The organism is Streptomyces sp. SAS_281 (assembly GCF_052542855.1).
Genome location: NZ_JBMNDO010000047.1, coordinates 34,689 through 57,281 on the forward strand (window position 1 = coordinate 34,689; position 22,593 = coordinate 57,281).

The following is a 22,593-nucleotide window of genomic DNA, read 5'->3' on the forward strand; positions in this document are numbered from 1 at the left end:
CGGACGGTCTCGACCTCGGCTCACCGACGGTCAGGGGTCGCGGTGCCCACCTGTACGGCAGTCGCACCGGAAGGGAGGAATGCGACGGCGTCGGCGGCCGCGTTGATCCCTCCGCGGTTCGCTACGGGAATCCGATGGCCGCGGCGGCCTGCCAGGCAGGCCGGCGGCTTGATCGCAGGACCCGGGAGACCCCGGGCACCGATACCGATGCCCGGGACGGTGCACGTTCTCCGGGCCGCGTGCTGTGGCCGGATTTCGCCTCTGACCTCGGCGTCTCTCCGACCAACCGGTCCCGGTCATCCACGTCGACTCCCACGCCCACACCTCCACCACACGAAGACTCCCCCTCCGCCTCGCGGACAAAGTGACTATGCGTCGTCGCCGTCTGCACCGTCAAGAGGCGTCGCGTTGACTCTTGTTGGATTCTCAGGCATGGACAAATAGCAGGTCAGGGACCTTGCACCCAGAACCTCCACGGAGCGGAAGCAGGTGTTCCCCACTCCTCCGCGTGGCGGAAACCAGCGCACTGCGGAGCACGGAGGAAGGTCTCGCTCACGCTCACCCGGATTGAGCCGATTCACCGGCTGTGACAGCTTTTCCGCTGAATGACGTGCTTATCCGGAGTCACCCCGATGATGGGGATTCAGGGCCGTCACCAGCCTCTGCAGTTGCGCCAGTTTTCACGCGCCGGGGGTGGTGTCGGCCGCCCCGCCCGCCCCCGCCGGCGAAGTCCCCGCCGGGCGGGAAGCGCGGGGTCCGCCCAGCGGGAGTCGCTACAGCGTCAGGGTGGCGCCCGTAACGCCCACACCACACACATCATGCGCACGGGCGGCATGGCCGGCGAGTCGCACGCCTTCACAACCATCCCCGCACGTCGTCACGGACGGCGTCGGCGTCCCAGTTGGCCGCCGGAACAGGTGCCGCATCCCGTACGGAGTCATCGCACCCGATGCCATCGCGGCCCGCACGGCCGGATCGCGCACCAAGGCGAGAAGGCGCCGATCCAGGCAAGTCAGAGGTGGCACGTGAGCCGCACTCACGCCTGGCAGAACGCCTTCCACCGCCTCGTCCGCTGCCACGAGCGCCGGACCAGCGTCACCGGCGCCTTCTTCGACCTCGCCGACGCCGTCATTTCCGCTCGTAGCCTGATCCGCCAGGCACGGACGACCCACCGCTGGGACACCCGTCCCCGACGCCGCCCATGACTGGTCACCGATCACCAGGGCACGGGCGTTCCGTCCCAGGAGAAGAAGCCGCCGGTGGGGCCGTCCTCCGGCAGCAGGGCCAGGCGGAGGGCCCCCTGAGCCGCCTCGGCCGGGTCGCCGCCGACAGCGGCGGCCCGGGGATTGAGATCGGTGGCCCGCACGCCGGGGGCGAGCGAGTTGACCTTGAAGCCGTCCTCGGCCAGCGTCTGAGCGTAGAAGACGGTGAGGGCGTTGAGGGCGGCCTTGGACGACCGGTAGGCGGCACCGTTGCCGTTTCCCGGGGTGAATTGGGGGTTGGGATTCGTGCTCCAGGTCAGCGACGCGGTGCCACTGGAGATGTTGACGATGCGGGGGTGCGGGGACCGGCGCAGGGCGGGCAGGAAGGCATTGGTCACCGCCATCACCCCGAATACGTTGGTCTCGTACGTGCGCCGGTAGTCCTCGACGAGGGTGTCGGCCGGAGAGGCGAGCGACGGTGAGATGCCGGCGTTGTTGACCAGCACGTCCAGGCGTTCCACCTGAGCCGCGGCTCGTGCGATGCCGTCGGGATCCGTCACGTCGAGGATCAGCGGCCGGGCGCCGGGACCGATCTCCTCGACGGCCCGCTGTCCGCGCCCCGCGTCGCGGGCGCCCACGTACACGGTGAGGCCCTCGGCCGCGAGCAGCCGGGCGATGTGCTTGCCGATGCCCTTGTTGGCACCGGTGACCAGAGCTATGCGATCGTTCATGGAAACTACGGTCCCCTGGCGGCGGGTGCCCTGCCAGGGACAGTCTGTACCAGGTAGGCGGCAGGAGGTGGCATGGCGCGGCAGGAGCTGGCCCGCTTCCTGCGGGACCGTCGGGCGGGCCTGCGTCCGCACGAGGCCGGGCTGACGACGACGGGCGGCGCCCGCCGTACGCCGGGCCTGCGCCGCGAGGAGGTGGCGGAGCTCGCCCACATGTCGGTCGACTACTACACGCGGCTTGAGCAGGCCCGGGGACCGCGGCCATCGCCCCGGATCCTGGACGCACTGGCCCAGGCCCTGCGGCTCACGCCGGCCGAGCGCAGCCACCTGTTCCGCCTGGCGGGATCGAGCGCGCCGCCCGGCGGCAATGCCGTGCGGCGGGTACGCCCGCACGTGGCCCGGATGCTGGAGCGGCTCCCGGAGACCGCTGCCATCGTCACTGACGCGGTGTACGGCGTCGTCGCCTGGAACCGCCTGGCCCAGGCGCTGCTCGGCGGCGACCTCGCGCGTGGGACGACGAACCTGGCCCGGCGCCGCTTCCTGGGCCAGGGACGGATGTATGAGAGCTCCAGCGCCGAGGAGTTCGGGAACATCGTGGTGGCGCGGCTTCGCCGGGCCGCCGACCGCTACCCGCACGACCCGCAGGTGACGGCCCTGCTGGCCGAACTGCGGCTCGGCAGCGAGGAGTTCCGGCAGCTCTGGCAGACACGTCCGGTCCACGCTCCCGGGCACCGCACCAAGACCCTGGACCACCCGGAAGCCGGCACGCTGCGGTTGAACTGCGACGTCCTGCTCGTACCCGAGGACGACCAGGAAGTCGTCCTGATCACGGCCGACCCCGGATCACCTGCCGCGCGCGCCCTGCACAGGCTGGCCAGGCCGGCGACCTGAAACGAGGGGGCGGCCGCGGAGGCACAGGCGCTGATGTCCGCCGTCGAGACGGCACCGGCCGAACTGGGCATGCCTCTGCTTCACCAGGTGGATCACGCGGATCACGGCGGTCCGCCTTCCTGCTCCCGGGACGCAATGGGGTCAGTCGCGGGCTGCGGCGGCCTTGTTGTGCTCGGCGTCGACCCGTGCGGTGACTCCTGTCTCGACGAGGGTGCGGGTGGCGTCGACGGTGGCGTAGATCCACAGGATCCGCATGGGTTCGGTGCCGGAGGCGTTGCGGAAGCGGTGGGGGGTGCCGGCGGGGACGTAGGTGGTGTCGAAGCGGGTCACGTGGTGTTCGGTGCCGTCGATCTCCACGATGGCGTCGCCTTCGAGGATCGTCACGCTTTCCGGACAGTTATGGGTGTGCAGGGCGATGCCCGCGCCGCCCTCGAAGAGGGTCTGGCCGGTGAGGAAGACCTCGGCGCCGACGGCCCGGGTGACGAGCGGGATGGTGCGGGCGCCGCCGCCCCGGCTGAAGGCGGTCAGCTCTGCCGGGCGCAGCACGACGGGCGGGAAGAAGGCGAAGCAGGGGTCGTCGGTGGGGTGGTTCACAGGCTTCTCCGTGCGGGGTCGGGTGCGGGGTGTTCAGGTGGCCGGGCCGATCCAGACGGTCTTGGTGTTGACGAACTCGCGGATGCCTTCGCCGCCCAACTCCCGGCCGTAGCCGGACTTCTTGATGCCGCCGAAGGGCAGGCGCGGGTCGGAGGCGACCATGCCGTTGACGAAGACGGCACCGGCGTCCAGGTCGCGGGCGAGCCGGCGGGCGCGGTCCAGGTCGGCCGTCCACAGAGCGGCGCCCAGGCCGTAGTCGGTCCGGTTTGACCACCGGGGGCGACTGCGGGGTGTAGCGGGCGCATTCGGTGCCGGTGACCGGGTTGCTGGAAACGATCATCAGGTCTCTCCGGTGTGCTCGATGGTGCGGCGGATCTCGGCGCCGACCGCACCGGTGATCAGGACTGCGGCCCGCCGGAGCCCGTCGTTCGTCCCGTAGCGCCGGCCGCGCGGCATCGCGATGGGCAGGATCAGAGAGGTGGGCTCGGGAATGGCCGTGGCCGGTGACGCCGGGGACGGCTTCTTGCTCGGACCGGACATCGGTCCACGGGGCTCGCCTTTCCGACCGGTGTGATCACGATCGCGTGGGACGAGGTGTGCGGCAGGACGGGCCGGCATGGCCTGCCACGTATGTGCCGCGTGCCCGGTGGGCTGTACGTACGGAGACTCGTACGGCTGAACGAACATGGGGAATCCCATGTGGAAGCGCGTGAGATCAGGTGACGCTGATCGCTCCGGTGAGGACCGCGAAGGCGATGTAGCCGAACGAGACGAGGACGCCCCAGCGCAGGGCGTGCTTCTGGAAGTCGCCGAGCTCGGTCTTGACCAGGCCGATGAGGACCCACAGCGGGGCGCTGGTGGGGCCCATCATGTGGAGGATCTGGCCGATGGCACCCGCGCGGGCGATCTCGTTGGGGCTGATGCCGTAGTGGCCGGCGGATTCGGCGAGAACGGGGATCACGCCGAACCAGAAGCCGTCGTTCGACATGAAGAAGCCGAGCGGCAGTGCCAGGAGGGCGGTGAACAGGGGTATGACGTTGCCCCAGCTGTCGGGGACGATCGAGAGAGCGGCGTCCGCCATGGCCTTGATCATGCCGGAGTCGGTCATGATGCCCGTGAAGACGCCGGCGGCCAGGACGAGGATCATCACGGGGACGGCGTTGGCGGCCTGGCGCTTGATGAGGTCCTGCTGGCCGTCGATGGCGCGGATGTTGACGAGCAGCGCGATCACGAACGCGACCATGAAGAGCACCAGGAGGTCGGCGACCTCGAGGATGAGCAGAACCATGAGCACGACGGTGAGGGCGGCGTTGAACCACATGCGCCAGTCGGCCTTGACCGGCTCGAATGCCTCTCCGGAGGCGATCTCCAGCTTGTAGGCGTCGAGCTTTTCCGCGTCGATCCGGCGGCGCTCGCGCAGGCCGAGCCAGTAGGCGACGGCGATGATGGCCAGACTGGTGAGGGCCATCGGGCCGATCATGTGGACGAAGTACTCACTGGCGTTGAGGTGCAGGACGCTGATGCCACGGGTGGCGGCGCCGCCCCAGGGAGTGCTGCCGGAAATGGTGCCCAACGACATGGCTGCGAGCGTGGCCAGAACGAGGGGGCTCATGCCCAGGCGGCGGTAGATGGGCAGGAACGCCGAACAGACGATCATGTAGCTGGTCGTGCCGTCGCCGTCGAGGGCGACGCACAGTGACAGCACGGCGGTGCCGATCACGATGCGCAGGGGGTCGCCCTTGGACGCGCGGAGGATCGCCTGGACGATGGGCTCGAAGAGCTTCATCTCCATCATCAGGCCGAAGTAGAGGACGGCGAAGAGGAGCAGGGCCGCGGTGGGCGCGACGGTGTCCAGGCCGCTCATGATCATGTCGCCGAGCTTCGCACCCTTGCCCGCGATGAGGGCGGCGGCGATCGGGGTGAGCATGATGGCGGTGAACGCGGACAGGTGCTTCCGCATCACAAGCAGCATAAAGCTGCCCAGGGTGGCGAAGCCGAGCAGGGCGAGCATCGTTGCTCCTAGGGACAGGGCTGAGAGCCGCCGGGCGTAGCGGCGGCGCAGGACGGCGCGTGGGTCATTGCATGTCGGTACGGGAAGCGGCCGGCAGCACCGGCGAGGCCGTGCTCAGCTCGGGCGTCTGGTCACTCATGGTGGGCGCGGCTCTCGAACGGCCGGTTCGGCGGGCGCGCGATTTCGGCGAAAACGGGCTCGGTAAGGGTGTCAGGCGTACACCTGAGGCATGGCTGTGGACCCCGGGTGGTCGGTGCGGGGAGGCAGGGCGGCTCAGCCCTCGACCAGTCCGGACAACCGGTTTACCGGATTGCCGGTAGGTAACTAGAATCCGGCCATCACGTCAATACCGAAGTGAGGAATTCGATGGCCGAACTCGCCAGGATCACGGTCGAGCCGCGCGAACCGCTGGCCGCAGAGGTCTCCCGCCGCCTGATCGACTACCTGATGTCCGGCGAGGTGCAGCCCGGCGACCGCATCCCCTCGGAGCGCCGGCTCACCGAGATGCTCGGGGTGAACCGGCCCACAGTCCGCGAGGCGATCAAATCGCTCGGCTTCCTCGGCCTGCTGGAGATCCGGCAGTCCAGCGGCACGTACTTCCGCGGTACCGACTCCGACGTGCTCTACCGCCTGTTCGAGCTGGGGCTCGTCCTGGGCGAACGAGGGGCGCGCGACATGGTGCAGGCCCGCGCGGAGCTGGAGGTGGTCGTCGCCGGCCTGGCCGCACAGGAACGCGACGAGTCGGGCGTCGCCCTGCTGCGGGCCCGCCTGGCGGCGATGCGGGAGTGCCCGGACGAGGAGTTCCCCGAGGCGGACACCGCCTTCCACGCGGCCCTGGGCGAGCTGGCCGGAAACACCGTGCTGCGGGACATGCTCAAGGGCATGCGCGCGATGGTCCAGCACGGCTGGGTGAAGCGCACCGGCACCGTCCGGCCCCGCGCGGTGGCCTACGAGGACCACGTCCCGATCTACGAGGCCGTCGCCCGGGGCGACAGCGAGGCCGCCCGGGAGGCGATGGCGCGGCACATGCAAGGCGCTTCCCGCCGCCTCATGGAAGCCCTCGAGCAGCGCGAGGCATAGCCCGGCACCCGCGGGCCGCCGTCCCCTCCCGGCAGCCCGCGGGCGACCCACCGGAACAACCGGTTGACCGGTTGACCGGTTGGTCATACAGTGGCGGCGCGGCACACGACAGAACGCTGCCGCCCCCCATCCCGGGCCTCTCCACCGCTGCCATGAGGCGTTCACCCGCCGACCGGAGCAGGCCCACGGTCGGGACCCTTGCCGGTCCCCGCCTACCGGAAGAGGAAAAACCCGGTGAATGAACCCCGCCCCTTGGTCGCCATGATCCACGCCGTGCCCGCTGCGCACCGCATCGCCCACGAGGCGTTCACACGGGAGTTCCCGCAGGCCACGGTCTGGAACGTACTGGACGACCGCCTGCTGGACGACGCCCGTGCGGCCGGCGGACTCACCGGAGCGCTGCGCCGGCGCATGCTCCGTCTCATCGGCCACGTGATGGACAGCGGCGCCCGGGCACTCCTGTTGACCTGCTCCTCGTACGGAGAAGTCGTGGACACCGCCCGCGACCTGTGGGACGTGCCCGTCCTGAAGTCCGACGAGGCCATGTTCAAGGCCGCCCTGGCCGGCCCCTACCGGCGCATCGCCGTCGTCGCCTCGACTCCACCCGCCGTCCCAGCCGCCGTCGCCCAGCTCGAAGCGCTCGTTCCGGCGGTCCGCCCGGGCCGCCCGATCGACATCGTGACCGCCCTGAGCGAAGAAGCAGCCGCAGCGGACGACCCGGAAGCGACCGCCCGGCTCCTGGCGGACGCCCTGCACACCGCCGGGGGCGCCGATGTCGATGCGGTCCTGCTGGCGCAGTACTCGCTCACGCCTGCCGGTAGCGCCCTCGCCACCCTGATGGGCGTGCCGGTGCTGGACGGGGCAGGTGCCGCCGCACGGGAACTGCGCCACCTGCTCACCTCCCCCGAGGGGCACACGGCACCGGCCGCGGCGGTCGCGCCGTGACCGCGGGGCTGCCCTGGCCGCTGGCCTACACCGTCTCCGGCGACGACTGCCGTACGCCGATGCCGCTCGGCTTCGACGGGTCGCTCGCCGAAGCCGTCCGCCATCTGTCCGAGCTCGGTTACGACGGCGTGGAGGTGCAGGTCCGTGAAACCACCGCACGCGACGCCGAGGCCCTCAGGCGCACCGTCGAGGCCGATGGCCTGAAAGTGCTGGGCATCGGCACCGGACCGGTCTCTGCCCAGGACGGGCTGACGCTCGCCGACCCGTCGCCGGACGTACGCCGTCACGCCCTGGACCGTCTGCTGGGCGCGGCCCGCCTCGCCGGAGCGCTCGGCGTTCCGATCACCCTCGGTCAGACCCGCGGCACCTTTGTGCCCGGGCTGGGGGACATGCAGCGCATCTGGGTCGACGACGCCGTGCGACAGCTGGCCGAAGAGGCGTCCAACCACGGCAGCCGCCTTCTGCTGGAGCCGCAGTCACGTGCCAACACCTCGCTGTGGCACACCCCCGAGGAAGCCCTCGCCGTCGTCGGCTCTCTCGGCGCACCGGCCGGGCTGGTGCTGGACACCCACCATCTGGACACCGAAGGCGTCAACCCGCTCCGGGCCATCGCTGACCACGCTCGCGTCACCGGCTGCCTGCAGCTTGCCGCGCCCATCACCAGAGGCCCCCTGACGCTTGGCGATCCACGGCTTCCATCCCTGCTCACAGCGCTGCACGCGGGCGGTTTCACCGGCTGGCTGACCCTGGAGCACACCCAGGACGGCGACAGTCCGAAGGCCGCCGCCCGCTCCTGGACCGCGCTCACCGACGCGGCCGCCGTGCTGGCCTGACGCGTCCCTCCCCCACTCCCCATCACCCTGTTCTGAGAGGAACCCTCACCATGAGCACCACGACCTACCGCCTCGGCGTCCTTGAGGGCGACGGCATCGGCCCCGAGATCGTCCCCTCCTCCGTCGAGATCGCCACCGCCGCCGCCCAGGCCGCCGGGGTCTCGGTCGACTGGGTGACCCTGCCGCTCGGCGCCACCGCCATCGAGTCCCACGCCACCCCGGTCCCCGAGGAAACCAAGGACGCCCTGGCCGGTCTGGACGGCTGGTACCTCGGCCCGCACGACTCCGTGTCCTACCCCGAGCCGCACAAGTCCGCGCTCAATCCGTCGGGCACCCTGCGCAAGCACTTCCAGCTTTTCGCCAACATCCGCCCCGCCAAGAGCTTCCCCGGAGCCAAGGCGATCTGCGACAACGCCGACCTCGTCATCGTCCGCGAGAACACCGAGGGCTTCTACGCCGACCGCAACACCTTCGCCGGCACGGGCGAGTTCATGCCCACCCCCGACACGGCGATCATGCTGGGCATCATCACCCGTCAGGCCACCGAGCGCGTGGCCCGCGTCGCCTTCGACCTGGCGCGCTCGCGCCGCAAGAAGCTGACCATCGTCCACAAGGCCAACGTTCTCAAGCTCACCACCGGCCTGTTCCGCACCGTGTGTCAGGAAGTCGCCCAGGACTACCCCGACGTGGCGGTCGACGACTTCCACATCGACGCCATGACCGTCCACCTGGTGCGCCGCGCCCAGGACTTCGACGTCATCGTCACCGAGAACATGTTCGGCGACATCCTCTCCGACCTGGCCGGCGAGATCTCCGGCTCGCTCGGCACCGCCCCCTCCATCAACTCCTCCGCCACCACCGCCATGGCGCAGGCATCACACGGCTCCGCCCCCGACATCGCCGGGCAGAACATCGCCAACCCGGTCGCCATGATCCTCTCCGGCGCCATGCTCTTCGAGTGGCTCGCCGCCAAGCACGGCGACGAGGCCCTGGCCACCACCGCGAAGATCATCGAGAAGGGTGTGGCCGAGGCGATCGCCGCCGGCATCTCCACCCGGGACCTGGGTGGAAACGCCTCCACCAGCGAGTTCACCGCCGCCGTCATCAAGGCCATCAGCGCCGGTGCCGGCCAGAACTGAGCCCCCCACTTCCGGGGCGGGCCCTCCCCGACCGACTGCCCGCCCCGGACTCCCCCGCTCGCCCGCACGCCCGAGGAGAGACACCGACCATGACCTTGCGCATCGGCTGCATAGCCGACGACTTCACCGGCGGCACCGACGTCGCCGCCGCCTTCCGGCGCGCCGGTCTGCGCACCGCCCTGGTCTTCGGCACCCCGGACGCCACCACCACACTGCCCCCGGACTGCGACGCCGCCGTGGTCGCCCTCAAATCCCGCTCCACCCCCGCCAACGAGGCCGTCGCCGACTCCCTCGCCGCGCAGCGCTGGCTCTGGTCCAAGGGCGCGGCCCAGGTCTACTTCAAGTACTGCTCCACCTTCGACTCCACTCCCCACGGCAACATCGGCCCGGTCGCCGACGCGCTCATGGACGCCGCCGGCGCCGCGGTCACCCTGCACTGCCCGGCCTCACCGCCCAACGGCCGCACCGTCTACCAGGGGCACCTGTTCGTCCACGACCAGCTGCTGTCCGACTCGCCGCTGAGGCACCACCCCCTCAACCCCATGAGCGATTCCGCGCTGGTGCGCCTGCTGTCCGCGCAGACTCCCCACAAGGTCGCGCTGATCGAGTGGGCAACCGTGCGCCGGGGAGCCGAGGCCGTCCGCGAGGCGCTCGTGACGCATCAGCAGGCCGGGGTCCGGCACGTGATCGCCGACGCGCTGACCGACGACGACCTCACCGTGATCGGTGCCGCCGCAGTCGAACTGCCGGTCGTGGGCGGGGCCGCGGGTCTGGCCGAGGGGCTCGGCCACGCCTACCCCGCCGCCGGTCCGGCCGCCGCTGAACCGCTGTCCCGCGACGGGCGCGCGGCCGTACTGGCCGGCAGCTGCTCGGCCCGCACCCTGGAGCAGATCGCCCAGTTCTACGCGGCCGGTCTCCCCTCCCTGCACCTAGACGTCCTGGCCGCCGCCACCGGCCGCGACGTCACCTCCGAGGCGCTGGCCTGGTACGACGAGCAGGACCCCGAGCTCCCCGTGCTCGTCTACGCCTCCGCCTCACCGGAAGAGCTCGCCGCCGTACAGGCCCAACTGGGTGTCGCCGAAGCGGCCGCGCAGGTCGAGGACCTCCTGGGCGCCCTGGCCTCCCGCCTCGTGGAACGCGGAGTACGCCGCCTGCTCGTCGCGGGCGGGGAAACCTCCGGCGCCGTCACCACCGCCCTCGGTATCCGGGCCGTGCTCGTCGGTGAGGAAGCGGACCCCGGCGTGCCGTGGACGTACGCCGACACCGAGTCCGGCGACCTCGCCCTCATGCTCAAGTCCGGGAACTTCGGCGCCCCCGACCTGTTCACCCGCGCCCTCCACACCCAGGACCAGGAGACGAAGTGAGCGCCTACACCGACGAGACGGGCGCCCGCGCACTCATGGTGCGTATCGCCCGCTCCCTGTTCACCCGCGGCCTCACCCACGGCTCCACCGGCAACCTCTCCGTGCGCCTGGCGGACGGGAGCCTGCTCCTGACCCCCACAGGCTCCAGCCTCGGAACGGTCGAGGAAGCCGATCTGTCGCGCGCCGACCTGGCCGGGCAACACCTCGACGGCCCGCGCCCCACGAAGGAGGCGTTCCTGCACGCCGCCTTCTACCGTGCCCGGCCCGCCGCGCACGCGGTGGTGCACCTGCACTCGACCCACGCCGCCGCGGTCTCGTGCCTGGCCGGCGTGGACCCTGCCAACGCCCTGCCGCCGCTGACCGCGTACTACGCCATGCGCGTCGGGACCCTGCCGCTGCTGCCGTACCACGCCCCGGGCGACAGCAGTCTGGAACCACTCGCGGAGCAGACCGCCCGCACCCACCGCGCGCTTCTCCTCGCCAACCACGGCCCCGTCGTCGCGGCGGCCACCCTGGAACAGGCCGCCGACGCGATCGAGGAACTCGAGGAGACCGCCAGACTCCACCTCCTCCTGAGGGGACACTCCACCCGTCCCCTCACCCCCGAGCAGGCTGCCGTGCTCGCACCTACATCCCCCTGACGGCCGGATAAGAAGCGAGCGCGGCAGCCCCCCAGCGAAGGAATCTCCCCATGCCCGAGACGATCACCCCCGTCCCCACCGCCGATCTCGTCGACCAGTACGGCACCGCTCTACGGGTCTGCGACCTGCAGTTCCGCCAGTTCGGCGCCCACCGCGGCTTCGCGGGCACCGTCCGCACCGTCTCCTGCCACGAGGACAACGGCCTCCTGCGCGATCTGCTGCGCACCCCGGGCCACAGCAACGTCCTCGTCGTCGACGGACATGCCTCCCTGCGCACCGCCCTGGTCGGCGACCTCATCGCCGGCGCCGCCCAGGACAACGGCTGGGCCGGCCTCATCCTGCACGGCGCCGTCCGCGACAGCACCGCCCTCGCCGGTCTCCAGCTCGGCATCAAGGCCCTGGGCACCATTCCCCGCAAGAGCTCCAAGGACGCCGCCGGCGCCATCGACGTACCCGTCACCTTCGGCGGCGTGACCTTCCGCCCGGGCGACATCCTGCACGCCGACGACGACGGCATCGCCCTTCTCCCCGCCACCACCTGACCACACGGCACGGGGAGACCCGTACTTCCACGATGGGGTAGCCAGTGCTCCTGAAAACCTTCGGCTGGTCGTTCGCGGTCACCGCGCTCGGCCTGATAGCCGCTGTCCTCTACGGGGGGTGGGCCGCTTTCGGAATCGTGGCGATACTCTCCGTACTCGAAATCTCGCTCTCCTTCGACAACGCCGTGGTCAACGCGGGCATCGTCAAGAAGATGAACGCCTTCTGGCAGAAGGTCTTCCTCACCATCGGCGTCCTGATCGCCGTCTTCGGCATGCGCCTGGTCTTCCCCGTGGTCATCGTCGCCATCAGCGCCCGGCTCGGTCCCATCGAGGCCGTCGACCTCGCACTCACGGACAAGGACCACTACCAGGAACTGGTGACCGACGCCCATCCGGCGATCGCCGCCTTCGGCGGCATCTTCCTGCTGATGATCTTCCTCGACTTCATCTTCGAAGACCGGGACATCAAGTGGCTGCGCTGGATCGAACGCCCGCTGGCCAAGCTCGGCAGGGTCGACATGCTCTCGGCCTGCATCGCCCTGATCGTGCTGCTCATCTCCGCGCTCACCTTCGCCCCCCACGCCCACCAGCACGGCGGCACACACGTCGACAAGGCCGAGACGATCCTTCTCTCCGGCATCGCCGGCCTGATCACGTACATGATCGTCAACGGTCTGTCCGGCTACTTCGAGGACAAACTCGAAGCGGAGAACGAACACGAGCGAGCGGCCGACGAAGAAGCCCGGCGCACAGGCAAGCCCCGCTCAGCCGTCGCCCTGGCCGGCAAGGCCGCGTTCTTCATGTTCCTCTACCTGGAAGTCCTGGACGCCTCGTTCTCCTTCGACGGCGTCATCGGCGCCTTCGCCGTCAGCAACGACATCGTCCTGATGGCCCTCGGCCTCGGCATCGGCGCCATGTACGTCCGCTCCCTCACCGTCCACCTGGTCCGCCAGGGCACCCTCGACGACTACGTCTACCTGGAACACGGCGCGCACTACGCCATCGGTGCCCTCGCGGTGATCCTCCTCGTCACCATCCAGTACGAGATCAACGAGATCATCACCGGGCTCATCGGCGTAGTCCTGATCGGGTGGTCCCTGTGGTCCTCCGTCCGCCGCAACAAGCGCCTCGCCGAGCCTGCGGGGCCGGACGGCGGACTTTAGACGACCCGTGTCGGAAGGCATGCAAGAAGCCGAGGAAGCCCCGCAGGCCAGAAACTCTTGACCGCGGCGAAAACGGGACGCTGACGCCGTTGAACCGCAGGAGGACACGCATGGCAAGCCAGGCGGTGCGCTTGTTGCCGTCCATCAGCGCATGGTTGCGGGCGACGGAGTGCAGCAACGCCGCAGCCTTCCCGTGCAGCCTGGGATACAGCTCGGCTCCGAACACGTTAGGCCGGGGTCGCTCGATCGCCGACACCGGAAGACCCATGTCACACACACTGTGCTCCGTACCGATGACCGTACGGGCGACGGCCAGGATCTCGTCGACCTGGATGGAGCGCACGCCGGTCACTTCAGGTGGTCCAGGATTTCCGCATGGCTGTCCATGAGCTCGGCCAGGACGTCATCGACCTCCGGCTCGGCCCGGTCCTGCGTGTCACGGATGGCCTCAATGGCGAGTTCCTGCTTGCTGCGGCCCTCCCGACGGGCCCGCCCAGTGAGCTTCGCGCCGAGGCCGTCCGGGAGTCGAAGTGTGCAGTGACGGGGCATACGGTTCCCATCGCAACCGCCACTGCTCATGGCGGCGCCGGATCAAGCACGCCATCCCGGAGCTGCCGAACGGTGAGGGGACCGCCGACTCCGTAGCAGCGAGGGCGGTCGGTCCATTGCATGCGGCAAGCATCACCCGCGCAGCAACGAAGCAGGGCCCTGGTACTCAAGGACTGACGAACCCTCGCTACGAGGTCGGGTGGCGTAGGTGCGGCACCCATCGGTGCGTGGAGCCGCGAAGTCGCGATGCGGAGGTCGCGCAGCCGATAGCGTGACCGTCCGAGTCGTCGCCCGCTGTGAGCAGCGGGGTATGGGAGGGAGTCGCACGTGCAGGTCTCCACGCTGAGTCTTTGGGGCGCGTGGGCGTTCGGGGTCGTCATCGGCTGGATCGCGTACCGCACACTGCGGCGGACCACAGACGGGCCGCGCATCGCCGATCTCGTCACGGTGATCGCTGCCCTGGGCGGTGGCACCGTCGTCAGTACGCAATTCGCCGAACCAGATCTCTTCGCCATGTACGGCATCGGGCTCCTGGTCGGCTTCTTCGCCTACTTGGTCACCGGTTCCCTGATGGACCGCGCGGCACGCAAGGCCGATCAGCGGGCTCTCGCCCAGGCCCCCGTCCCGCAGCAGGGTCAGGGGCCGCAGCCGCCCCAGCCCCCCGGTGAGCCGACTCCTCAGGTAACCGCCGGAGCGCCGCAGCAGGCCCCTGGTGAGCCGACGCCGCAGCCCACCGGCGCCCCGCCGTCCCAAGCTCCTGGCCCGGTGCCGCAGGTCGCAGCCGGTCCTCGCACCGGGCACTGGTTGGGTGACAAGCCGGAGCGGAGGGGGCGGTAAGTCGAATTACCGCAGGTCGTTAGGCACGTTCCGCAGGCGCAGCTCTGCGGAGCAGTAGGCGGTGTAGGCCAGACCCAGCACGTTGTTCTTGCGCAGCATGGTCATGCGGACGTTGTGCAGGGCCGGACCTACCGCTTCGCCCGCGAGGAGCCGCTCCCAGAAGCGCTCGCCGATCTCGTTGGCCAGCCCTTGTTCGATCATGATTTCGGTGCCCACCACTCCGGCGGCGCTGAAGGCGGAGAAGGCTTCGACGAAGGTCAGCCAGGAGGCCGGGTCGGTATCGAGGGTGTGGCAGCCATTGAGAAAGACGACGGGGGCCACCTCGTCGCCCCGCCGCCAGTGTGATGAGTCCGCCCAGGCGGCGAGATCCCGCGGGGTGATCCGTTCTCCCTGACCGATCTCCAGAACCGTGGTGCTGGGGGGCTCGGCCAGGGGGTCGGGGCGGCGCCCGTGGCCGTAGAAGTAGACGCAGGCGCCCGTGGCGTCGATCAGCGCCTTCCGCAGTGTCTCGCTGCAGTTGCAGTCGTGGACGCCGCCGTGCAGGAAGTGGCCCCGCAAAACGGTGAGATGATGATCCATCAGCTCGTGATTGATCGTGAGGCTGCGAGCCACGGTCAGTGCCGGGGCCTCCCCGTCCCGGCCCGCCCACAGCTTCAGTCTGCGGCCGGGTGAGGCCGACGGCGGCTGCTCGATGAAGTGGCGGTAGCCCCAGAAGCCGAACGGGCACAGGGTGTTGAGCCCATGCCGGCTCTCCTCGGGGCAGGAGCGTGCCGTGTCATCGCGATGAACCTCCGCCCATCCGGCGGCGCAGCGCTCCAGGTTTCCCCGGTTGTCGAGGGGGATGTCGTAGAGCAGGCTCCAGGGGAAGGTGACGTTGCCGAGCTCCTGCTGGCAGATCTGGATCGCCGCGGGCGCCCTCAGCACGCGTCGCAGCGCCTCCCTCTCAGGCCGTCTGCGGGCGAGCAGGAGGAAGAGCTCCGCACCCTGGTGGGCGAGCTTCGCCAGGTCGTCGTGGGCGGCGTCGGGCGTCTTGGCGTTGTTCTCGTCGATCAGGTTCTCGAGGGAGTCGTCCTCGTGGTGGACCGCGTGGAGGCCGAACAGGACGTCGCGGACGCGCTGGAGCGCGCCCCGCACCTGGTGTTCGGTCAGCCAGAAGCTGCTGACCGGCCCGTCCTGGGCGAGGACGTCGATTGTCATCGTCCCACCGACGGGCCGGCCGACCCGGACCGCGGCGGTCCGGGCGGGCAGCGCCGCGAGCTGCGCGTACCCGGCTGTCAAGGTGTAGTCGACGCTCGCCGTGGTGTCGCCGTCCGGGCTCTCGTGGGCGCCGACGTGGGCGGTCAGGGAAACCGACTGCAGCTGGTTTCCGCGGTAGGACACCAGCAGGCGCAGGCGGGCCGGGCCCGGCTCGTCGGGCGCGGTGAAGGGGATGTACAGGTGCTCGCCGCGGTGCACCGGCTCGCAACTGTGGGGCGCGTCCTCGCGCGGCGGGCAGGGGCAGACCCAGCTGGGGCCGGTCCGCGGCAGGAAGACCGAGTGCCGTCCGGGCGGCAGGTCGAAGTCGTCGCTGAGAACGGTGACCTCCAGCCAGTCGCCCCGCCCCTCGTCGTCCGTGTGGCCGAGCATGCCGTCGGGGAACGGGCGTGCCTGCTGCGCCAAGAGGCTCTGGTCGACGAGCTGCCCTATGTCCACTCGGAGTTCATAGGTCCGGCCCGCGGCGAGGACGCGGTCGGTGGGGACGGTCTGCCGGGAAAGGGGCCAGACGACGCAGAGGTTGAGGAAGCGGTCGATGTCCGGTTCCGTCGCCGGGTCCTGGTCCGGGGCCGACCCGATGTCTCCCACCACGATGTCATCAGGGAGCGGGGAGGCGCCGTCCGGGCGAACGTCGGGCGGAGTCTGGCTGTCAGGACCGCGCAGGCCGTCCTCGCGGGCCGCGCGGAACTGGCCCAGCACCCGCAGCGCTCCCGGGTACTCCCCCAGGACCTCGAAGAACTCGTCAGTGAATTCCTCGGCGTCGAGGTCCGTGCGATGCAGGAGGACGTCCCACTTCTGACGTGCCTCGTCCTCCAGATCCGGCCCGTGCCAGAACTCCGATGCCCGCAGCTCCCTCAGTTCGGCTTCGGACGGACAGCGCGGTGCGCCGGAGTACGGGCCGGTCTCTTGCACGATGCCAGTCCTCTTCGCGGGTGGACAGGCGTCCATTGTGTGGCCGGTGCCCGCTGGGGCGCGACGGTTTCGCTGAATAGGGTGACGGTGAACGTGCCGTGCGACGAGGGAAACAGGGGGCCGGCAGTGGTGAGCGGAGCCCAGGACCTGACCATCAGGCTGTCGTGGTCGGACGACGGCCGCAAGGCGACCGCGGTCGCCGTCGACGACGACGACCGCCCGCTGCACACGCCGGACGCGCCGCGGGCCCTGGGCCGGAACACAGCCACGGCCTGGGACAAGCCGGTGTCCCCCCTGGTGGCGCAGATGCTGGGAAGAGCCCTGTTCCCTCCCTCCGTCCGCCGGATCGTCGCCCGCCAGGCGCCTTACGTGACCGGCGACGGTCACCTGCGGCTGCGGCTGGTGCTGCCCGGCCTCGGGGCCGAGGGGCCGCGTCCCCTCGGTGCCCTGCGCTGGGAGTCGGTGCGCGTGCCCTCGCCGACCGCCCCCGCCCTCATCTGGGAGGACTGGGCGGCGGAGAGAGGGCCCCTGCCCGACGGGGGCTGCGAGGTGGGCAGCCATCCCCGCTTCACCCTCGTCCGCGAGGTACGGCCCTTGCGCCCGCTGCCCACCATGGAGCGGCCCGGCCGGGGTCTGGTACTCGTCGCCGACGCCACCTCCGTCCACGGCAGCATCACAACGCCGCACGGTGTGGAGCCGGTGCCGCCACCGGAAAGCTGGAGACGGGGTGACGCCGACCGGCAGCTCGTGACCCAGGCTCTGAACGGGTCATGGCTGTCGGCCCGCACGCTGCCCGCCCCCGCGACGGCTGACGAGATCCGGCAGCAACTCGCCCCGGGCGCCGGGGTCTTCTACTTCGGTGGACACCAGACGGCCGGTGGGCTCGTGGTGGGCGCCGAGGGCGGCGCCGACGCGGCCGAGTGGCTGGACGCCAGCACTGTGGCGAGCTGGCTGCGCAGCGCAGGCGTCCGGCTCGCGGTCCTCATGGCCTGCGACTCCGCCGGGTCGGCGGACACCCCGGGCTCCGCCGTGTCCGCCGCCGACCGGCTCGTACGGGACGGTGTGCCGCACGTCGTCGCCGTGCAGGGCAAGGTCAGCCACAGCCGGGCCGCTGCCTTCGCGGGAGGGTTCTTCGACGCCCTGGCCCGGGGACACCCCGTCGACGTTGCCCTGCGGATGGGGGCGGCGCTCCTGGACGGTTTGGGTGCCGTACCGGTCCTCTACACGCAGCGGCGCAACACGGACCTCACCGTCGGACTGTTGCCCGAGGCCGGCCGTCCGGCGCTCTCCTCCACCGCCCACCGCCTGCCTGTGGGCTCAGGGCACGGGCCGCGGCCCATGACGGACGAGCGGTTCCGTGTCCACCTCGACGCGCTCTGGTCCCTGCACGAGGACCTCTTCCGGGACGTGCTCGCCGACCCTGCGGGCGTCGACCTCACCCGGCTGCTCGACGCGGCTGAGAGCACGCTCTACGCGGCCCGGAACGCGCGGTCCCTCCCGCACGAGGGGCCGCGCGTCTGGTACGCCTGCGACGCGCAAGCGGGCCGGCTGCCCCGGACCGAGGCCGAACTGCGCGGCGCCGTCCACCCGCGGTTCCGGGAAAGTCCCCGGGGCCGGGGCGTCGGCCTGGTGATCCGCTGTCCCGCCGCCACCGCCTCCGAGATGGGCGAGGAGTTCGGTGAGGACCTGGAGCGGCTGCACGGCTTCGGCTGGGACCTGCGGGGCGTCGTGGTCCAGGTGCACGGCCCGCGGGCGGACCACGTGCGGTACGCGGCCGGGCGGGTGGCCCGCCTGCTGCTGCTGGACGAGTACCTGGTGCGGGAGCAGTCCCCGCAGGGGGAGCGCTCGGACCCGCCTGCGGTGGCCATGCCGTCCGCTCTGGCGCCGATCACCGGGCCCGGGCGGGCGGCAGGCGCCCTGCTGGAGCGGGTGCGGTCCGCGGACGGCGACCATGAGCCGGGCCCTGCACCCGTAGTCGGCGCCAGTGCCGTCATCGAGCAGCTCAACGCCGAGGACACGTGGGGGGATCCGGCCAACGAGGCAACCGTGCTCCGTGCAGTGGGCCACTGGTGGCCAGCGCTGCACCGGCGGTTGCTGGCCGCGTACGCCGCCCTGCGCAGCGGTCCCGCCCGCGCGTGGTCGCTGCGCTTGGCCGCCGCCCGTGACGGCGACCTGGAGCACTGGCTGAGAAAGGCCGGTAAGGCGGTGCCGGGCCCGGCCGACCTGCCGTTCCTCGACGGCCTGGCCGAACTCGCCGACTCGATCGTCCTCGCCCTGGTGCGGGCCGGCCTGCGGGACACGGACGCCTTCGCGCAGTGGCGGGAGGAGGACCTGTCTCCCGCGGTCCTCACCGCGGTGTCGGTGGCCGAGCGGGGACGGGTGACCGGCGCGGACCTGGAACGACTGGAGACCGCCGTGGCGCTGGACCGTGCGGGGCTTATCGGCCCCGCCGACCTGCCGCTCCTCGACCCGACAGGGCGGTACCCGGGAAGCTGGGCGCTTGTCACCCGCCACCCGCTCGATGAGCGGGCCGCGGCCTGGCTCTACGGCCTCGACCCCGTCCTGCGCCGCCTCGCCGGCCTGGCGCCCGCATCCGAGGCGTACGACCTGGAACTGGAGGAACAGGTGTCCGAGCGCCGCAGGGCGCTGCGTCCCCCGTTGCCGGGGTACTGAGCCGCTAACGGATGCATGGGTATGACTCAAAGCCGTCCCCAAGATGTCCGCCCGTCCATATCCTGACGACCACTAGACGGCGTTCCGGCGCCGGTGACTAGGAGATCGCGGGCAGTGCGGCCCGGCTCAGGACATGAAGGGGCGACGATGCTCGAGCACTGGTATTTCACCGCCTCCTTAGGACTCCCCCCGCAGACCGCAGCGACGTTCCTGGACATCGTCACGGCACTTGGCGAGCCGGTCGGCAACGAACGGTCCGAGGAACTGGTGTCCTCGGCCATCGAGTGCCTCGGCCAGGCCGGCACGGGGACCGCGCTGTATGCGCTGCCACACGTCCTCGCCGCCCAACGGCGGTTCTCCGGCGTCACCGAGGTCAACGCCCGTGCCGCGGACCTCTATCGGGACATCGCTTCGGTCGCGCCCGAGCAGCTGCGGACCCGCATCGGTGCCGCGCTGCGCGCTGCAGGCGGCTCGGAGGCTCATAAGGCGCTGGCGTCGCTGCGCGATCTACTGCCGGACGCCGGTGACGGCGCGGCCGAGGCAAACACCTCCGTTCCGCCGTATCACGACCTGGTGGAGCAACTCGCCCCCACCGTCGCCCTGATCGTGGCCCGTCTCCTCGCCGGACGCCATCCGCAGGGCGTCGGGGAACTCCTGGAGCAGTTCCCGGCCGTCCTGGACGACGCGCTGGAGGGACGTCACGGCCGATATGCGCTGCTCCACGCGGCCGAGCTGTGCGCCCTGCTGAGTCCGGACGGAGCGGAGGCGGCCCGCGAGGCTCTCGCCGTGGCCTCCCGGGGCGCCTTCGACATGGAGCCTGACCTGCTGGCCACCACGGCCCGGGTCACGTTCGTCCTTCCCCCCGGGAGCCGGCGCTCGGGACCCGGCGTGACCGTGGCGGCCTTGGAGAGCGAGGCACTGACCGGTGAGCTGCTCCTCGGCTGGCTCGGCCGGTGGCGGACCGACGGCACCCTGCCGAAGGAACTCGACAACGACGCGCGGCGGCTGGCCTACGTACGCCTCGGTGGCGCGGGGTCCCTGCGCGCTTCGGCGATGCCGTCGGTGCTGTGGCAGACAGCGCTGTGGTCGCTCGCGGCCGAGCGGGATCCCGCCGGGACGGCCGAACGGCTCGCCCTGTGGTGGCAGACGCCCCAGGGCCTGCCCCGGCGTCCCGGCGACCCCGCCCAACGCAACCCCGACCAGGAGCTGCTGACGGTCACACTGCCCTACACGTCCTACGACGCCGTCCTGGTGCACGTGCACCGGCTCCTGACCCTTCGCCCCCCGGAGACCCCGCAACCGCGGCTGATTTTCGAGCAGGGACCCGCCGAGGCCACCCCGCGGGCCACGGCCGCGCGGCTGTGGTCTCCATGGATCATCGCTCCCGCTCCGCCGGGCCCGGGCAAGCAGACGGGGGCCAAGGGCAGGGCGGCGGCTCCGCCACCGCCTCCGGAGTTGCGCGACAACCAACCGGAGCAACTGGTCAGACTACTCGGTGCCGGGCTGCTCGCCGCGTCCCTCCTCGGAGGAACGCCGCACAACGAGGGGGCGTCGGGCGAACCGGACGGGGCGGGGCCGCGGCGCGACTATCTGCTGCTGCTCCTCATCCATCTGCGGGACTGCCTGAACCGAGTATTCAGACCCGTCATGGACGCCCTCGGCGAGGACATGCGGCTAGCCGGCGACTACGCAGGTCACCTGTGCTCGCTCATCCTGCACGCCGAGGCGACCGCCGATCTGATCGGTAAGGGCGTACGCCCGACGGTCCACCCCTCCGAGATCGTGCGGGTGGTCGCCGCGCTCCCCCAGCATCAGCAGGACGCCCACTACCCGCCCCTGCCCGAGTGGGGCGCGCGCAACGTCGCCCTGCACTGGGTCCAGGAGTCGTCGTCCGGCGGGACCGGGCCGCACCGGACGGAGGCGGGCGGCCGCTGGTTCGCGGGCGACCCGCCGCCGGCCGACGGCCTGTTGTCCCTGATCGGCGAGCGGGAGCGCAACGCCTACACCGGCACCGCGGTCCGGGCGGCTCAGTTGGGCCGCGACCTCGACACGCACCGGCGGGGCGCGGCCCTGCGCTGGGACTGGAGTCCGGAGAGCGGCCTCGTATTCCCCGCCGAGCTGACCCGAGGCCGGCCGCCGGTGCTGACCCCGGCGGGGCTGGTGCTCAGCGGTCCCCTCGACGTGGACCGCGACTCCTTCTCCGTCGAGGAATGGCGGGACATGGCGGCCGGGCTCGGTGAGCTGCTCGCCCAGAACGACACCCACACCATCGTCCCCGTGACGCTGGACACGCTCCGCCTGGCGGCACTCCTGGAGCGGCCCGACCTCGGTGACCAGGGAGCGCATGAGGACTGGGTGAACGCCTGGAGCGGCCGCATCCGCTCCCTCAACTCGCCTACTCACCTCCCCCGTTACGTACGGGCCCGCATGTTCGACATGTTCGGCGCGCAGGTGCTGGGGGCGGGGTCGCAGGAGCGCCTCCTCAAGGTCCTGGAACACGTCGTGGACGTCATCGTCGGCCTGAGCGGCGGGGCGCAGTTCTACTACGACCGGCTCTTCGAGGCGCTGTCCGTCCGGGCGCTCCCCACCGAGATGGCCAACCGCCTGCGGGTCCGCGCGCTGCGGGCGCTCTACCACAAGTGGGGCGGGAACCCGCCCGTGGTGGTACGCGACAACCCGTTCGCCACATACGTCAGCCGCGTCTCCGGCAGGGGGACGGAGACGGCGCTCGTCCGGTTCCTGCGGGCGACCGCGTCCGTGGAGCTGCGGGGGCAGGGTATGCCGCTCGCAGGGGCGCTGTCCGGCCTGTGGGCGAGCACCCAGCGGCCGACCCCGTTCGCGGCGGTGCGCGAGGCGAATGGGCAGATCACCGCGGACGCCCGGTTCGTCATGGCCGCGACCGTGGACCGGCGCACCGGCGAAACCGTCCTGTACCCGCGCAGCGAGAATCCACAGGCGGCGTTGCAACGGTCCGCACGGCCCTTCGTGCACGACGCCTTCCGTGCGGCACCCGACGCGGAGCCTCCCGTCCCCGGGTCGCTCGTACTGGGGGTCGTCTGCTCGGTGCCGCGCGCCGGGGACCGGGCGTCCTCGCTCTGGGTCAACTGCGGTCTCGCCCGCCCCGTCGAGTGTCGCGTCGAGCCGTACGACCAGCGGCGATGGCGTATCGGCAGCACCGTGGCGGTCAGGCTGGCCGATGCCAGGGGTGGGGGGAGCGTCCTGCCGCTCGCCCCAC

The 22,593-nt window shown here is 71.1% G+C and carries 19 protein-coding genes and 3 pseudogenes; 13 read left to right on the top strand and 9 right to left on the bottom strand.

Annotated features, from left to right (window positions below):
* Positions 1–20: 20 nt before the first annotated feature.
* Positions 21–254: a hypothetical protein gene (locus ACN6LM_RS19335; protein WP_445066656.1), complete on the bottom strand. Its 234-nt coding sequence runs from the start codon at positions 252–254 to the stop codon at positions 21–23.
* 702 nt (positions 255–956) lie between these two features.
* Here ACN6LM_RS19335 and ACN6LM_RS19340 point away from each other — a divergent pair.
* Positions 957–1,205, top strand: a pseudogene (locus tag ACN6LM_RS19340) (IS5/IS1182 family transposase); the annotation flags it as partial.
* A gap of 11 nt (positions 1,206–1,216) precedes the next feature.
* Here the strand turns inward: ACN6LM_RS19340 and ACN6LM_RS19345 are convergent.
* Positions 1,217–1,933, bottom strand: a complete 717-nt coding sequence (locus tag ACN6LM_RS19345; RefSeq protein WP_445066638.1) for an SDR family oxidoreductase — start codon at positions 1,931–1,933, stop codon at positions 1,217–1,219.
* Positions 1,934–2,005: 72 nt separating this feature from the next.
* Here ACN6LM_RS19345 and ACN6LM_RS19350 point away from each other — a divergent pair, with 72 nt between their 5' ends.
* Positions 2,006–2,821: a helix-turn-helix transcriptional regulator gene (locus ACN6LM_RS19350; RefSeq protein ID WP_445066639.1), complete on the top strand. Its 816-nt coding sequence runs from the start codon at positions 2,006–2,008 to the stop codon at positions 2,819–2,821.
* Positions 2,822–2,962: 141 nt separating this feature from the next.
* On the opposite strand, the gene ACN6LM_RS19355 is transcribed toward ACN6LM_RS19350, so the two are convergent.
* From ACN6LM_RS19355 to ACN6LM_RS19370, 4 genes and pseudogenes are all read right to left on the bottom strand, one after another.
* A complete protein-coding gene (locus ACN6LM_RS19355; RefSeq protein WP_445066640.1) occupies positions 2,963–3,415 on the bottom strand; it encodes a cupin domain-containing protein in 453 nt (150 codons plus the stop codon).
* Between the two features lie 33 nt (positions 3,416–3,448).
* Positions 3,449–3,685, bottom strand: a pseudogene (locus tag ACN6LM_RS19360) (aldehyde dehydrogenase family protein); the annotation flags it as partial.
* A 69-nt stretch (positions 3,686–3,754) separates the two neighbouring features.
* The gene (locus ACN6LM_RS19365) at positions 3,755–3,955 is read right to left on the bottom strand and encodes a hypothetical protein (RefSeq protein WP_445066641.1); all 201 of its coding nucleotides are present in this window, start codon (positions 3,953–3,955) and stop codon (positions 3,755–3,757) included.
* A 175-nt stretch (positions 3,956–4,130) separates the two neighbouring features.
* A complete protein-coding gene (locus ACN6LM_RS19370) occupies positions 4,131–5,426 on the bottom strand; it encodes a CitMHS family transporter (protein WP_445066642.1) in 1,296 nt (431 codons plus the stop codon).
* 354 nt (positions 5,427–5,780) lie between these two features.
* On the opposite strand from ACN6LM_RS19370, the gene ACN6LM_RS19375 reads away from it, so the two are divergent.
* The 8 genes from ACN6LM_RS19375 to ACN6LM_RS19410 all read left to right on the top strand — a co-directional run bounded on the left by ACN6LM_RS19375 (position 5,781) and on the right by ACN6LM_RS19410 (position 13,133).
* Positions 5,781–6,506, top strand: a complete 726-nt coding sequence (locus tag ACN6LM_RS19375; protein WP_445066643.1) for a FadR/GntR family transcriptional regulator — start codon at positions 5,781–5,783, stop codon at positions 6,504–6,506.
* 234 nt (positions 6,507–6,740) lie between these two features.
* Complete coding sequence (locus tag ACN6LM_RS19380) at positions 6,741–7,451, top strand: aspartate/glutamate racemase family protein (RefSeq protein WP_445066644.1); 711 nt, start codon at positions 6,741–6,743, stop codon at positions 7,449–7,451.
* A complete protein-coding gene (locus ACN6LM_RS19385; RefSeq protein ID WP_445066645.1) occupies positions 7,448–8,284 on the top strand; it encodes a sugar phosphate isomerase/epimerase family protein in 837 nt (278 codons plus the stop codon). Before ACN6LM_RS19380 ends, ACN6LM_RS19385 begins: the two co-directional genes overlap by 4 nt.
* 50 nt (positions 8,285–8,334) lie before the next feature.
* On the top strand, positions 8,335–9,423 hold the full coding sequence (locus ACN6LM_RS19390) for an isocitrate/isopropylmalate dehydrogenase family protein (protein WP_445066646.1): 1,089 nt from the start codon (positions 8,335–8,337) through the stop codon (positions 9,421–9,423).
* Between the two features lie 89 nt (positions 9,424–9,512).
* Entirely contained in the window at positions 9,513–10,787 is a 1,275-nt protein-coding gene (gene otnK / locus ACN6LM_RS19395; RefSeq protein WP_445066647.1) for a 3-oxo-tetronate kinase, read from the top strand.
* Positions 10,784–11,428 carry a 3-oxo-tetronate 4-phosphate decarboxylase gene (otnC, locus tag ACN6LM_RS19400; protein ID WP_445066648.1) on the top strand — a complete coding sequence of 215 codons (645 nt, stop codon included), beginning with the start codon at positions 10,784–10,786 and terminating at the stop codon, positions 11,426–11,428. The genes otnK and otnC overlap by 4 nt, the downstream gene beginning before the upstream one ends.
* A 50-nt stretch (positions 11,429–11,478) precedes the next feature.
* On the top strand, positions 11,479–11,970 hold the full coding sequence (gene rraA / locus ACN6LM_RS19405; RefSeq protein WP_445066649.1) for a ribonuclease E activity regulator RraA: 492 nt from the start codon (positions 11,479–11,481) through the stop codon (positions 11,968–11,970).
* Positions 11,971–12,014: 44 nt separating this feature from the next.
* Entirely contained in the window at positions 12,015–13,133 is a 1,119-nt protein-coding gene (locus ACN6LM_RS19410; protein ID WP_445066650.1) for a DUF475 domain-containing protein, read from the top strand.
* 64 nt (positions 13,134–13,197) lie between these two features.
* Here the strand turns inward: ACN6LM_RS19410 and ACN6LM_RS19415 are convergent.
* Positions 13,198–13,485: pseudogene (locus ACN6LM_RS19415) on the bottom strand (type II toxin-antitoxin system death-on-curing family toxin); the annotation flags it as partial.
* Positions 13,482–13,682, bottom strand: coding sequence for a ribbon-helix-helix protein, CopG family (locus ACN6LM_RS19420; protein ID WP_445066651.1), 201 nt, complete (start codon positions 13,680–13,682; stop codon positions 13,482–13,484). The gene ACN6LM_RS19420 and the pseudogene ACN6LM_RS19415, both read right to left, overlap by 4 nt.
* A gap of 327 nt (positions 13,683–14,009) precedes the next feature.
* Here ACN6LM_RS19420 and ACN6LM_RS19425 point away from each other — a divergent pair, with 327 nt between their 5' ends.
* Positions 14,010–14,519, top strand: a complete 510-nt coding sequence (locus ACN6LM_RS19425) for a hypothetical protein (RefSeq protein ID WP_445066652.1) — start codon at positions 14,010–14,012, stop codon at positions 14,517–14,519.
* Positions 14,520–14,525: 6 nt separating this feature from the next.
* Here the strand turns inward: ACN6LM_RS19425 and ACN6LM_RS19430 are convergent, their stop codons facing one another.
* Positions 14,526–16,685: a hypothetical protein gene (locus ACN6LM_RS19430; protein WP_445066653.1), complete on the bottom strand. Its 2,160-nt coding sequence runs from the start codon at positions 16,683–16,685 to the stop codon at positions 14,526–14,528.
* Between the two features lie 129 nt (positions 16,686–16,814).
* On the opposite strand from ACN6LM_RS19430, the gene ACN6LM_RS19435 reads away from it, so the two are divergent.
* Both ACN6LM_RS19435 and ACN6LM_RS19440 read left to right on the top strand, forming a co-directional pair.
* Positions 16,815–19,358 carry a CHAT domain-containing protein gene (locus tag ACN6LM_RS19435; protein WP_445066654.1) on the top strand — a complete coding sequence of 848 codons (2,544 nt, stop codon included), beginning with the start codon at positions 16,815–16,817 and terminating at the stop codon, positions 19,356–19,358.
* Between the two features lie 147 nt (positions 19,359–19,505).
* The coding region (locus ACN6LM_RS19440; RefSeq protein ID WP_445066655.1) for a hypothetical protein at positions 19,506–22,593 on the top strand (3,088 nt) is incomplete at its 3' end.